Here is a 14,047-nt window from a genome sequence, read left to right on the forward strand (position 1 = left end):
TCGGTTATCTCATGAAAAACCCCGCCGGGGCCGGCGGGGTTTTTTTATTGCCTATTGCCTGTAAAGGATCGCGACGCGCTTTAGCTGCGGAACAGGGTGAGGATGTTCTGGGCCGAGCTGTTGGCGATCGAGAGCGACTGGACGGCCAGTTGCTGCTGCGTCTGCAACGCCGAGAGCCTGCTCGATTCCTCTTCCATATCGGCATCGACCAGGCGTCCGACGCCGGAGTCGATTGAATCGTGAAGACCGCTGACGAAATTTTCCTGGAGCTGGATACGGGTCGAGATCGAGCCGAGAGCCGAGCCGGCGGCGGTCATGGCGCCGAGGACCAATTCGACGCCGGTCAAGGCCGCGTCGAGCTGGCCCTGGGTGAAACCGGTAATGTCGAGATCATAGATCGACGCCATGACGATAACTTTGCCGCCATAGGTTCCGTTGAAAGCCGTGCCGATGATACCGCTGGTCGTTTCGATCGCGCCGGTGCTGGTCATGCCGAAGAGCACGTTTCCAAGCGTGCCTGAATCGAGCACATAGTCCGTCGTCTTGACCGAGACGGCATTGCTGCCGTCGCGGACGAAGGACGAGACGACGCTCTTCGTGCCGGAAGCGCCGGCGACCCAGTTTTCACCCGAGAAGGATGCCGATTGGGCGATGCTGAGCAGCTGCTCCTGCAGCTGGTCGAGCTCCTGCTGGATCTTCGTCTTGTCGACGCCATTTTCCGTGGCGGCGACGATCTTGGCCTTGATTTCGCTGACAATGTCGAGGGCGCTGTCCATGGCCGAATAGGCGGTATCGACCTTCGCCGCGCCGAGACCGAGGGCATCCGAGACGGCCGAAAGCGCTTTATTGTCAGAACGCATGGTCGTTGCAATCGACCAATAGGCGGCATTATCAGCCGCCTTTTCAACACGATAACCCGAGGAAACGCGACCCTGGGTGTCCTTGAGACTATCGTTTACACCGCGCAAAGTCTGCAGCGCTGCCATGGCAGCGTTGTTGGTGAGGATGCTTGTCATGATCCGTTCCACAATCGTTGAGAAAGGGGCAATCCGGACTAAGCCGGTAACGGCGACCGCGTCATGCAAAGCCTGCTATGCAAGCCATTGCCGTTAACAAATGCTTGCATCGATATGGTTAACAATTCCTCAATTAGACTTACCGAAAGTTTAATTCACATCGGCAGCGAGCCGAACCCGCGCGCCCGCAGCGCCTCGCCGATTTCCTCCAAAATCGTTGGATCATCAATGGTTGCAGGCATTTTCCAGGGTATGCCGTCGGCGATCTTCTGCATAGTGCCGCGCAGGATTTTGCCGGAACGCGTCTTCGGCAACCGGTTAACGATGATGGCCATCTTGAAGGCGGCGACGGGTCCGATCGAATCACGAATCATCGCCACGACCTCTGATTCGATCACCGTCGCCTCACGGGAAACATGGCGCTTCAGCACCAGGAAACCGCAGGGCACCTGACCCTTCAGCGCATCGATCACTCCGATAACAGCGCATTCGGCGATATCGGAATGACGCGCACAGACTTCCTCCATCGCCCCTGTCGAGAGCCGATGACCGGCGCAATTGATGATGTCGTCGGTGCGCGACATGATGAAGAGATAGCCGTCCTCATCGACATATCCGGCGTCAGCCGTCTTGTAGTAGCCCGGAAACTCATCGAGATAAGCCGATCGAAAACGCTCGTCGGCGTTCCAGAGGGTCGGCAGACAGCCGGGCGGCAAGGGCAGCTTCACGACGATATTGCCGAGCGTTCCGGCCTCGATCGGATGGCCGGCATCGTCGAGCACCGCAATCTCATAACCGGGCATCGGCAGCGCCGGCGAACCGTGCTTGACGGGAAGGGCGCCGAGACCGAGCGGATTTGCAGCGATCGGCCAGCCGGTCTCCGTCTGCCACCAATGATCGATGACGGGTATGCCGAGCATGCGCTCCGCCCATTTCAGGGTCTCCGGATCCGCCCTTTCGCCGGCAAGAAACAGCGCCCGCAAATCCGGCATCGGATATTTGCGTATCAGATCGCCGTCCGCGTCCTCCCGCCGAATGGCGCGGAACGCCGTCGGCGCCGTGAAGAGCACCCGCACCTTATGCTCCGAAACGATCCGCCAGAATGTGCCGGCATCCGGAGTACCGACCGGTTTTCCCTCGAAGATCAAGGTGGTTACGCCTGATATCAGCGGAGCATAGACGATATAGGAATGCCCGACGACCCAACCGATATCCGAAGCCGTCCAGAAGACCTCACCCGGCTTCAAGCCGTAGATATTCCGCATCGACCAGTTGAGCGCAACCATATGGCCGCCATTGTCGCGTACCACACCCTTCGGCTGGCCCGTGGTGCCGGAGGTGTAGAGGATATAGAGCGGATCGGTCGCCTTAACCGAAACACAGGCGACCTCGGCGCCGCGATGCCGCGCCACCGCCGTCTCGAAATCCTGATCGCGGCCATTGACGAGATCTGCCCGAAGCTCCGGCCGCTGCAGCACTAGGCAACGCTCCGGCTTCGAACCCGCGATCTCGATCGCCTGGTCGACCAAAGGCTTATAGGCAATGGTACGGCCGGGCTCGAGCCCACAGCTTGCGGTGATCACCAGCTTCGCACCGCAATCGTCGATGCGCGCTGCAAGTTCGCTGGCGGCAAATCCACCGAAAACGACGGAGTGAACCGCACCGATGCGAGCGCAGGCGAGCATCGAAAAGACCGCCTGCGGTAGCATCGGCATATAGAGGATCACGCGATCGCCCCTGCCGATGCCGAATTCGAGCAGCGTTGCGGCGATCGCCTTTACCTCGACAAGCACCTCGTCGTAAGTGAAACGCCGCTTCTCGCCGGTCATCGCGCTGTCGAAGATAACGGCTGTCTCGCCGCCGCGCCCGGCAGCGATATGCCGGTCCAGGCAATTGTGGCAGGTATTGGTTTCCCCGGCTGAGAACCAACGGCCATAGACACCGTCGTCGGGCGAGAACACCCGTTCCGGCGGTTTGAACCAGTCTATGTCGGCAGCGGCTTCACGCCAGAAGGCTTCGGGATCGCGTTTCCAGGCCGCGTAGACCTGATGATAGTCGTTCTGCATCTGCTCCTCCCCAGGACATGCACGCCTCGATATCAATCTAGACAGCGGTAAGAGGAACGGGAAGCCCGACCAAAGCAGAGTTTCAGCGCGCGCCGAAAATCGCCGATCCGACGCGGACGCTGGTGGCGCCGAAGGCGATTGCCGTCTCGTAGTCACCGGACATTCCCATGGAAAGTTTTCCGACGCCGCATTTGGACGCAAGTCTTGCCAGCAGGGCAAAATGCGGCCCGGGATTTTCCTCGGCCGGCGGAATACACATCAAACCTTCAACGGAAAGGCCGAGTTCGTCGCGACAGAGCGCCACAAAGGCTGGCGTGTCGTCAGGAGCGATACCGGCCTTCTGCGGTTCGAGCCCGGTATTGACCTGGACGTAGAGCCGCGGCGTCTTGGCCTGCCGCTTCATCTCCTCGGCAAGCGCGCGGGCGATCTTTTCCCGGTCCACCGTCTCGATGACGTCGAAGAGCGCCACCGCATCCGCCGCCTTGTTCGATTGCAGCGGCCCGATCAGATGCAATTCGATATCCGGACGCTCGGCCTTCAGCGCCGGCCACTTGCCCTGGCTTTCCTGCACCCGGTTCTCGCCGAAGACGCGCTGTCCCGCTTCGATGGCCGGGCGGATCGCGTCCGCCTCGAAGGTCTTCGACACCGCGACCAGCTGAACGGAACCCGCCGGACGACCTGCCGCGTGTTCCCCGGCCGCAATCCGTGATCGCACCTCGTTCAACCGCTCTTGAAGTTCCATCGTTCTGCCTCGACATACCAGCATGAAAGGATTGGCAATGAACTAACCAGCCAACCTGTGCTTGCCAAGACCCGCCTTCGCGAAATCGCTTGCACGTGATCAAGATCGGACGCTTGCAGCGCCTGCAAAACTTGACGCTACGGTGGTTTCATGGTGAAGGTCTCGACCAACTCCCCTGATTTTCCGGAAATACGAATACGATGGCCACCGAACGTTATAATCCGCGCGATGCCGAGCCCCGCTGGCAGCAGAAATGGAATGAAGACAAGGTCTTCGAGACCGACAATGCCGATCCGCGCGAAAAATATTACGTCCTCGAAATGTTCCCCTATCCATCGGGGCGCATCCACATGGGCCATGTCCGCAATTACGCCATGGGCGATGTCGTCGCCCGCTATAAGCGCGCGCGGGGCTATAATGTGCTGCACCCGATGGGCTGGGACGCTTTCGGCATGCCGGCAGAGAACGCCGCCATGGAGCGCGGCGTGCATCCCGCTTCCTGGACCTACCAGAATATCGGCTCGATGAAGGCGCAGTTGAAGGCCATGGGGCTCTCGCTGGACTGGAGCCGCGAATTCGCCACCTGCGATGTCGAATATTACCAGCACCAGCAGCATCTCTTCCTGGATTTCCTGGAAAAGGGCTTGGTTTACCGCAAGCAGTCGAAGGTCAATTGGGATCCTGTCGACAACACTGTGCTCGCCAACGAACAGGTGATCGATGGCCGCGGCTGGCGTTCCGGTGCGCTGGTCGAACAGCGCGAACTGACGCAGTGGTTCTTCAAGATCACCGATTTCAGCCAGGATCTGCTCGACGCGCTGGACACGCTTGAACAGTGGCCGGAAAAAGTGCGGCTGATGCAGAAGAACTGGATCGGCCGCTCGGAAGGCCTGACGATTCGTTGGGAGATTGTGCCGGAAACGGCGCCTGCCGGCGAGAGCGAGGTCACGGTCTATACCACCCGGCCGGACACGCTGTTCGGCGCCTCCTTCCTGGCGATCGCCGCCGATCACCCGCTGGCAAAGGATGCCGCCGCAAAGAATGCCGATATCGAAGCCTTCTGCGAGGAGTGCCGCCGTGCCGGCACGTCGCTCGCCGCACTCGAGACCGCCGAAAAGAAAGGCATGGATACCGGTATCCGCGTCAGGCATCCGCTTGATCCCTCCTGGGAGCTGCCCGTCTATATCGCCAACTTCGTCCTGATGGATTACGGCACCGGCGCGATCTTCGGCTGCCCGTCAGGCGACCAGCGCGACCTTGATTTTGCTCGCAAATACGGCCTGCCGGTCGTGGCCGTCGTCATGCCGAGGGATGGCGACGCTGCGAGCTTTGCCGTCGGCGATACCGCCTATGACGGTGAGGGCGTGATGATCAATTCGCGCTTCCTCGACGGCAAGACGACGGAGGAGGCCTTCAATATCGTTGCCGACCGCCTGGCGGCCGCTTCGCTCGGCAATGCGCCGCAGGGCGAGCGCAAGGTCAATTTCCGCCTGCGCGACTGGGGCATTTCCCGTCAGCGTTATTGGGGCTGCCCGATCCCGGTCATCCACTGCGATGATTGCGGCGTCGTGCCGGTGCCGAAGAAGGACCTGCCGGTCAAGCTGCCCGACGACGTCACCTTCGATCAGCCCGGCAACCCGCTCGACCGTCATCCGACCTGGCGTCATGTCTCCTGCCCGACCTGCGGCAAGGATGCCCGCCGCGAGACGGATACGATGGATACTTTTGTCGATTCGAGCTGGTATTTCACCCGCTTTACCGCGCCCTGGGAAGGAAAACCAACCGATCCCGAAGCCGCGAACCGCTGGCTGCCGGTCGACCAGTATATCGGCGGCATCGAGCACGCGATCCTGCACCTGCTCTATTCGCGCTTCTTCACCCGCGCCATGCGCGAAACCGGTCACGTGGCGGCCACCGAACCCTTCAAGGGTCTCTTCACCCAGGGCATGGTGGTCCACGAAACCTATAGCCGCGGTGCCGGCGCCAGCCGCGAGTGGGTGGCCCCTGCCGATATCCGCATCGACGAACTCGACGGCAAACGCCGGGCCTTCCTGCTGACCAACAACGAGGAAGTTGCGATCGGCTCGATCGAGAAGATGTCGAAGTCGAAAAAGAACGTCGTCGATCCCGACGATATCATCGCCTCCTATGGCGCCGATACCGCCCGTTTCTTCGTTCTGTCCGACTCTCCGCCCGAGCGTGATGTCATTTGGTCCGAGGCGGGTGTCGAAGGCGCCCATCGTTTCACCCAACGCCTGTGGCGGCTGATTTCGGAAGCCGCGGACGCACTCTCCGCCGTCGCAGCTGCGCCGGCGAGCGAGGGGGAAGCCTTGCCGATCTCACAGGTCGCCCACAAGACGCTGAAGGCTGTCGAAAACGATTATGACAAGCTCTGGTTCAACAAGGCCGTCGCCCGCATCTATGAACTCGTGAACGCACTGGCCGCACCGCTGACCAGGGTTGCGGCGGGCGAGGGTGATGCCGCCTATCGCGCGGCAGTCCGCGATGCCGCAGAGATCCTGATCCAGCTGGTCGCACCGATGACGCCGCATCTGGCTGAGGAGTGCTGGACGGCGCTCGGCAATGAAGGGCTGCTTGCCCGGACAAGCTGGCCGCGCTACGACGAAACGCTCGTTGTCGAAAACGACGTCGTTCTGCCGGTCCAGATCAACGGCAAGAAACGCGCCGAATTGACAATTTCTCGCGATGCAGATCAGAATGCCGTCACCGCCGCCGTGCTGGATCTGGATGCGGTGAAGAACGCGCTGAACGGACAGGCACCGAAGAAGATCATCGTGGTTCCCCAAAGGATTGTAAACATTGTCGTTTGATATCGCTTGCAAGCTGGCTCGCAATGCCGGCATCGCCATGATCCTTGCCTCCGCGGCTTTTCTCTCTGCCTGCCAGGTCCGGCCGCTTTACTCCGAGAATTCCGGTCTCACCGAAAAGCTTTCCTCCGTCGGCTTTTCCCCGGCAGGCAGCCGGGTTGAGCAGCAGGTTCGCAATCACCTGATCTTCTTTGCAGCACGTGGCGCCGGCGAAGCCGCAAACCCGCAATATCAGGTTGAGATGCACGCCACCTCGAGCGTCGCCGATACGCTGCTTCAGGAATCCGGCGATACGTCGAAAGCCGGCCGGGTGACCGTCACCGTCACCTACACGCTGCGTGCCATAACCGACAATCATGTCATCAAGGCCGGTAGCCGTCAGGCCACGGCGCTGGTGGATTTCTCCGAACAGCAATTTGCCAAGCAGCGGGCGATCCGTGATGCCGAGAACCGCGCAGCGGATCAGGCGGCGGAATTCGTAGGGGCCGACATCGCCGCTGCCCTCAGCCGCTGAGGCGAGATGTGGCAGAGATAAAATCCCACGAATTCGAGATCTTTCTGCAGAAATCGGCGCTGAACTATCGGATCTTCGTCATCTATGGGCCGGATCGCGGCCTCGTTTCGGAACGGGCGGGTCTGCTTGCCGGTAAAAGTGGTGTGGCCCTCGACGACCCATTCTCGCTGACGAAGCTCGATATCGGCGATCTGCAGAAGGATCCCGGACGATTGGTCGATGAGGTCCAGTCGATCGGGCTGTTCGGCGGTGAGAAGCTGATTTGGATCCGCGGCGCCGCAAACGAAAAATACCTCGTCGATTCCCTGGCCCTGCTCGCCGAAAAACCACTCGAAGCCGCCTATCTAATCGTGGAGGCCGGCGACCTGAAAAAGGGTTCGCTGCTGCGCAAGACCGCCGAAGCCGCGCGATCCGTCATGACGATCCCCTCTTACGCCGATGACAGCCGTGCTCTGAATACGCTGATCGATACCGAACTCGGTGCAGAGAAACTCGGTATCACGCCGGCCGCGCGGCAGGCGCTGATCGCACTGATTGGCGGTGATCGCATCGCTTCCCGAAACGAGGTGCGCAAGCTCGCGCTCTATTGTCGCGGCGCCGATACGGTTGAAGAACATCACGTTACCGAAATAATTGGCGATGCCAGCGCGATCTCCGTCGACGATGCCGTCGACGCGATTCTCAGCGGCGATCTCACGGCCTTTCTGCACGCCATGCAGAAGATCAGCAGTTCAAAAACCGCAATCTTTCTCGTGCTTCAGGCATGCCTGAAGCAGTTTCAGCTTCTCGATACGATGCGCGCTGAAATGGAGGAAAAACGCCTGCAGCCGCCTCAGATCATGCAGACCATGGGGCGGCATCTGCATTTTCGCCGCAAGCCGATCATCGAACAGGCGCTGCGCCAGTGGACCGCCGAAAGCATCGCCCGTGAATCCAATCGCCTGCAGGCCGCAATTCTGCAGAGTCGGCGGCGCCAGGTACTGGAAGACAGCGTTGCGATGCAAACGCTTCTTTCCACCACCCTTCAATCCGGTCGAAAATCGGCGTGATTTGGAGCGCTTCAGCTGCTAACTGAAGCACGCTCTGCCCCTTCACGCCCTTCTGGACGGAAAACCGCTTCGCTATTTTCTGGGAATCGCTCTAACGCCGCTCGAGCAAGCGGCAGATTTCCTCGAGCTGCTCCAGCGACTTGTAGGAAATTTTAATCTGCCCGCCACTGGTTTTGTGATTGATCGCAACGTCAAGGCCGAGGGCATCGGAAAGTGTTCTTTCCAGGGCCAGCGTGTCGGAATCCTTCTGATCGCGCCGTAGGGCCGGCGGAGGCTCGGATTGTGCCTTGATATTGTTCTGCGCCAGCTTCTCCGCATCGCGGACCGACATGCCCTTCGCAACGATCGTACGGGCAAGACTGGCCGGATCCGGCGTCGAAACCAGCGCGCGTGCGTGCCCGGCCGACAGGCTGCCGGCAGCAAGCAGATCACGAACCGGGTCCGGCAGTTTCAACAGGCGCAGAGAATTGGCAACGTGGCTGCGGCTTTTGCCGATGATCTCGCCGAGGTCGTTCTGGGTGTAGCCATATTCTGCGATGAGCTGCTCATAGCCCAAGGCTTCCTCAAGCGGATTGAGATCCGCGCGCTGCACGTTTTCGACAATGGCGATTTCCAACGCCGTCTTGTCATCGACGTCACGGACAATGACTGGAATTTCGATCAATCCGGCAAGCTGAGCGGCGCGCCAGCGGCGCTCACCGGCGATGATTTCATATCGATCCCGCGACATCGTTCGCACCACGATCGGCTGCACGATACCATGCTGACGAATGGAGCTTGCGAGATCGTGCAGCTCAGTGTCATCGAAGAAACGACGAGGATTGCGGGGGTTACGGCTGACGAACTCGATCGGGATCATCCTGTCGGCACTGATGGTCCGCTCGGCTTCCACCGGGACAGGCTGATCCATTTCGCCTATCAGCGCCGCGAGGCCACGGCCCAATCGCCTTTTCGATACATCGTCATTCATGATCTACACTCACCTACACCCCTGAAATGATATTACGCGGCCAGTCTCTGGCGCTCCCGTTGAATGACCTCTGAGGCCAGTTGCAGATAGGCCTGGCTGCCCGCGCATTTCAGATCATAGAGAATAGCTGGCTTGCCGTAGGACGGCGCCTCGGAAACCCGGACATTGCGCGGAATTAACGTATGGTAAACCTTTTCGCCGAGATGGGTGCGCACATCATTGACCACTTGCTGGGCGAGATTGTTGCGCGCATCAAACATTGTCAAGACGATCCCCTGGATATCCAGGCGCGGATTCACCGTTCGACGAACCTGGCTGACGGTCTCGAGCAACTGGCTCAGCCCCTCCAGCGCGAAAAATTCACATTGCAGCGGCACCAGCACGGAATGCGCGGCCGCCATGGCATTCATCGTCAAAAGATTGAATGACGGCGGGCAATCCAGAAGAATATAGGAGAACGCCATTGCTTCAGGCGAAGACAAGGCTTTCCGCAATTTGAAGACTCGATCGCTTTGCTGCGAGATTTCCATCTCGACGCCAAGCAGATCCATCGTCGACGGGACGATAAAAAGATTGGGAACCACTGTTTCGAGCGTCACCTCGGTGATACCGCGATCACCAACCATCAGATCATAGGAGGAGAGTTTGCGATCGCGACGGTCGATACCGAGGCCGGTGCTGGCATTGCCTTGCGGATCGAGATCAACGATCAAGACACGCTCGCCAATGGCAGCAAGAGCCGTTGCCAGGTTGATTGCGGTGGTTGTTTTGCCAACACCACCCTTCTGATTTGCGATGGTGATAATCCGGTGTCGTTCGCCAGCCATTGCCGCAATATCCGATCTGTTAAACCAAGCGCCGGAGATTTGATACTTCCAAAATAACAGATTCCTGCTCGACGGCGCTCTTATGTTCTAACAGATCGAATTCCCACCGACCACGTGCTTTGTCGATTTCCCGCAGGTAATCCCGGCCTTTATGAAAAAAGCCACGGCAATTTTGCTTGCCCAGCATCCACGGAGCCGAATAGTCCATGAGCCCGTCCAGGTCGGCCAACGCTCGGGCTGAAATCGCACCGCAGTCGCCAATCTCGGCATAGGCATCTTCGATTCGATTGGTATGCACACTCCCACGCGCCTGCGTCTCTCGCAGCGCTGTCCGCAGAAAGGCCGCCTTTTTATGGTTGCTTTCGACCAGATGCACCCAGCCGCTTTGCAGCTCGGCCAGAAAAATCGCCGTAATAACGCCCGGAAAGCCCCCGCCACTGCCGAGATCAACCCAGGTGATCGGTTGAGGATGGATCTGAAACACCTGGCTGCTATCAGCGATATGCCGGTGCCATAGATCTTCGAGTGTCGACGGCGCCACCAGATTGATCGTTTTGGCCCACTTCTGAAAAAGTACCGCGAAGTGTTGAAGCCGTTCCTGTGTTTCACGTGAAACACGCAAACCGTTTAATTCCATTCTGAAAGACTTTCAAATCTCGTCGTCAGGCGCTTTGAAGCTCGGCAGACGTTAGGCGGCGCAAATGCACAAGCAGCAATGCGATTGCCGCCGGCGTCATCCCCTCAACGACGGAGGCCTGGGCAATGTTGAAGGGGCGAGCCGCGCTGAGTTTCACCTTGAGTTCGTTGGAGAGGCCGGAAAGCGCATCGTAATCGAAATCGAGCGGTATCTGCCGTTGCTCGTCGCGTTGCTGATCGGCAATCGCCGTGGCTTGCCGATCCAGATAAACTGAATAGCCGGCCTCGATTTCCAACGCTTCCGCGACCTTGGATCCCATCGTACCACATGTCTCAGGCCAAACACGGCGAAGTTCAGCAAAATCATAATTTGGATAGGACAACAAATCATAAGCGGTTCGGCGCTGCCCATCGAGATTGATATTCAAGCCGGCCCGCCGCGCTTCATTCGGCGTAACGGTGAGCGACTGCAAGAGCGCTCGACCCATGTCCATCTCAGCCTGATAGGCTGTAAATCGCTGCGCGCGTGCGCCGCTGGCGCAGCCCAACCGCATGGCCAATGGCGTCAACCGCATATCGGCATTGTCAGCACGCAAAGTCAGCCGATATTCCGCCCGCGAGGTAAACATTCGATACGGCTCCGTAACGCCACGTGACGTGAGATCGTCGATCATGACGCCAATATAGGAGCTGGTCCGACTAAAATGAAACGGATCCGAATCGCTGCTCTGCAGTGCCGCGTTTAGACCGGCGGCCAAGCCTTGGGCGGCCGCCTCCTCATAGCCGGTGGTGCCATTGATCTGGCCCGCAAGAAAGAGACCTTTCAGCCGTTTGACTTCCAACGACGGCGTCAACTCTCTCGGGTCAACATGATCATATTCGATTGCATAGCCGGGCTGCAGAATTCTTGCCGCTTCAAGCCCGGGAATTGTCTTGATGAAATCTGCCTGGACGTCTGCCGGCAAAGAGGTGGAAATACCGTTCGGATAAACTGTGTCGTCGTCCAGTCCCTCGGGCTCGAGAAAGACTTGATGCCCATCCCGCTCTCCAAATTTTACCAGCTTGTCTTCGATAGACGGGCAATAGCGAGGACCGACGCCTTCGATCTGTCCGGAATACATCGCCGATCGCATGATGTTGTCGACAATGATGCGATGGGTCGCTTCAGTCGTCCTGGTGACCCCGCATTCGATCTGCGGCGTCGTAATCCTGTCGGTCATAAAGGAGAAGGGCACGAGTTCCTCGTCAGCCCCCTGCCGGCCGACGGATTGCCAGTCTATGGTCTTTCCGTCCAACCGCGCCGGTGTCCCGGTCTTCAGTCGTCCCAAGCGCAATCCCAGCCTGGCCAGCGTGGCGGACAGCCCGATCGACGGCGCTTCACCGACACGACCGGCCGGCGTCTTTTCCGAACCGATATGAATAAGTCCACGCAGGAAGGTTCCAGTCGTCAAAACGACGGCAGGAGTCTTTAGGGTTCGACCATCCTTCATGACCACCCCGGCAACACGCCCGTCGACAACGTCCAGATCAAACGCATCGCCTTCGACGATGTCCAGACCAGGTGTGGCCTCAATCGCCGCCAGCATCGCCAAACGATAGAGCTTTCGATCGGCCTGGGTTCGCGGTCCTCGAACGGCTGCCCCTTTTTTCTTGTTCAGCATCCTGAACTGAATGCCCGCAGCGTCGGCGATACGACCCATCAGGCCATCCATAGCGTCGATCTCGCGAACCAAGTGACCCTTACCGAGCCCGCCGATTGCCGGATTGCAGGACATCACACCGATCGTGTCCCGCCTGTGCGTCACCAAGGCGGTTTTCGCACCGAGCCGCGCAGCCGCACTGGCGGCTTCCGACCCCGCATGGCCGCCACCGATCACGATCACATCATAGACATTATCAGTCATTCAAGACTCCAGATCGTGTGTACGTTTCACGTGAAACCAGCCATAAACGTGACACCGATCGCGTTTCACGTGAATCATTTCCCGATACAAAACTCCGAGAAGATCACCCCAAGCAGCTGTTCGACATCCACTCTTCCGGTAATTCTCCCCAAATACTCGGCGGCAATTCGAAGCTGCTCGGTCCGCAGTTCGAGATTTACGTCCTTCTGCGTAATCGCAGTATCAAGCGCCGCCAAACATTTCGTTAGCGAATCTTTATGCCGTTGCCGACTGGGGATCGCCATCGACAAACCACTGAAACGCGCTGCGACGCTGTTGCCGATCAATTGACGCAATTCCGGCAGGCCGTCACCCGTTGCCGCCGAAATCTGCAAATCATACCGACCCGAGACGACATCGATGAGATCCTTCTTCGTTCCAACAGTAACATGAGGCCAGGTTCGCTCCAAGTCGTCAGGAATCAGCGGATTGGTCATGTCCACCAGCAGCAGCACAAGATCGGCATCGCCAAGCGCAAGACGCGCGCGCCGAACGCCCTCTATTTCAACCCGGTCGTCGGCATCGCGCAGGCCGGCTGTATCATAGAGCTTGATCAGGTAGCCATCGATATCGAGATCAACCTGCAGGACATCGCGGGTGGTGCCGGCGATCTCGGTGACGATCGCAACATCGCGCCGTGCCAGAGCATTCAGCAGGCTTGATTTTCCGGCATTCGGCGCACCGGCAATAACCACCTTAAAGCCGTCCCTGATAATCTCACCTGCCGAAGCCGCACCCAAATGGTGCGCGATATCGGCGCGTAGCTCACTCATATCGGCCCAGACCATATCCGATACCGACCCTGGAACATCATCCTCGTCGGGAAAATCGAGTTCCGCCTCAATCAGCGCTCGTGCGCGGGTTAATCGTTCCGCCCACGAATCGTAAATTATGGAAAGTCCGCCCGCGCTATGTTCGACCGCAAGCCGTCGCTGCATTTCCGTCTCGGCACCGATAAGGTCGGCCAGACCTTCGACTTCGACCAGGTCAAGCTTGCCGTTCTCAAAAGCCCGGCGGGAGAACTCACCCTCAACAGCCATTCGAACACCTGGAATGTCGCCAAGCGTCTGAAACAGCGCCGCCAGGACAGCCTTGCTGCCATGGAGCTGTAGCTCCGCGACATCTTCCCCGGTAAATGAATTTGGCCCCGGAAAAAACAGCACCAGACCACTGTCGATCGGTTGGTCGTTACGAGTCCGAATCGTTCGGTGCGATGCGTATCGAGCTTTCGGCACCGAGCCGACGAGGCTCACCAATATGTCTCTGGTCAGCGGACCGCTGATGCGAATAACCGAAACACCTGAAGGTGCAGCACCGCTCGATAGCGCATATATGGTATCATTCAACATGGCCATATTGCCTGGTTAATCTTCGAATTCGAATCGGTTCCTCCTAAATAGAAAAGCTGGCGACATCATCATGATGCCTCCAGCTCTCATAGGATGAATCCGGCTAA

Annotated in this window: 11 protein-coding genes; 3 read left to right on the plus strand and 8 right to left on the minus strand. The window is 58.8% G+C overall.

All coding sequences use genetic code 11. The annotated features are described in order from the left end of the window. Positions 1 to 80: 80 nt before the first annotated feature. The 3 genes from NE851_RS09670 to NE851_RS09680 all read right to left on the minus strand — a co-directional run bounded on the left by NE851_RS09670 (position 81) and on the right by NE851_RS09680 (position 3,824). On the minus strand, positions 81 to 1,016 hold the full coding sequence (locus tag NE851_RS09670) for a flagellin N-terminal helical domain-containing protein (RefSeq protein ID WP_183905896.1): 936 nt from the start codon (positions 1,014 to 1,016) through the stop codon (positions 81 to 83). Between the two features lie 155 nt (positions 1,017 to 1,171). Then, entirely contained in the window at positions 1,172 to 3,082 is a 1,911-nt protein-coding gene (locus NE851_RS09675) for a propionyl-CoA synthetase (protein WP_183905895.1), read from the minus strand. A gap of 82 nt (positions 3,083 to 3,164) precedes the next feature. Next, a complete protein-coding gene (locus tag NE851_RS09680) occupies positions 3,165 to 3,824 on the minus strand; it encodes a YggS family pyridoxal phosphate-dependent enzyme (RefSeq protein ID WP_183905894.1) in 660 nt (219 codons plus the stop codon). Between the two features lie 200 nt (positions 3,825 to 4,024). On the opposite strand from NE851_RS09680, the gene leuS reads away from it, so the two are divergent. Genes leuS through holA form a run of 3 tightly spaced genes read left to right on the plus strand, consistent with a single transcriptional unit; the run spans position 4,025 to position 8,215 of the window. After that, positions 4,025 to 6,655 (plus strand): leucine--tRNA ligase, encoded by a 2,631-nt coding sequence (gene leuS, locus NE851_RS09685; RefSeq protein ID WP_063473876.1) that lies wholly within the window; start codon positions 4,025 to 4,027, stop codon positions 6,653 to 6,655. Continuing rightward, positions 6,645 to 7,166 carry an LPS assembly lipoprotein LptE gene (gene lptE / locus NE851_RS09690; protein WP_183905893.1) on the plus strand — a complete coding sequence of 174 codons (522 nt, stop codon included), beginning with the start codon at positions 6,645 to 6,647 and terminating at the stop codon, positions 7,164 to 7,166. Before leuS ends, lptE begins: the two co-directional genes overlap by 11 nt. Positions 7,167 to 7,174: 8 nt before the next feature. Beyond that, entirely contained in the window at positions 7,175 to 8,215 is a 1,041-nt protein-coding gene (gene holA, locus NE851_RS09695; RefSeq protein WP_132574474.1) for a DNA polymerase III subunit delta, read from the plus strand. Between the two features lie 91 nt (positions 8,216 to 8,306). Here holA and NE851_RS09700 read toward each other — a convergent pair whose 3' ends face one another. The 5 genes from NE851_RS09700 to mnmE form a co-directional block, all read right to left on the minus strand. After that, complete coding sequence (locus NE851_RS09700) at positions 8,307 to 9,185, minus strand: ParB/RepB/Spo0J family partition protein (protein ID WP_047615886.1); 879 nt, start codon at positions 9,183 to 9,185, stop codon at positions 8,307 to 8,309. Between the two features lie 32 nt (positions 9,186 to 9,217). Further along, a complete protein-coding gene (locus tag NE851_RS09705) occupies positions 9,218 to 10,012 on the minus strand; it encodes a ParA family protein (RefSeq protein ID WP_063473880.1) in 795 nt (264 codons plus the stop codon). A gap of 19 nt (positions 10,013 to 10,031) precedes the next feature. After that, positions 10,032 to 10,649, minus strand: coding sequence for a 16S rRNA (guanine(527)-N(7))-methyltransferase RsmG (rsmG, locus tag NE851_RS09710; protein WP_047615890.1), 618 nt, complete (start codon positions 10,647 to 10,649; stop codon positions 10,032 to 10,034). A 25-nt stretch (positions 10,650 to 10,674) separates the two neighbouring features. Beyond that, on the minus strand, positions 10,675 to 12,552 hold the full coding sequence (gene mnmG, locus NE851_RS09715) for a tRNA uridine-5-carboxymethylaminomethyl(34) synthesis enzyme MnmG (RefSeq protein WP_183905892.1): 1,878 nt from the start codon (positions 12,550 to 12,552) through the stop codon (positions 10,675 to 10,677). 74 nt (positions 12,553 to 12,626) lie between these two features. After that, entirely contained in the window at positions 12,627 to 13,946 is a 1,320-nt protein-coding gene (gene mnmE / locus NE851_RS09720; RefSeq protein ID WP_183905891.1) for a tRNA uridine-5-carboxymethylaminomethyl(34) synthesis GTPase MnmE, read from the minus strand. Positions 13,947 to 14,047: the final 101 nt, after the last annotated feature.

The sequence above is a fragment of the Rhizobium anhuiense bv. trifolii genome (genome assembly GCF_024346605.1).
Lineage (GTDB): Bacteria > Pseudomonadota > Alphaproteobacteria > Rhizobiales > Rhizobiaceae > Rhizobium > Rhizobium anhuiense.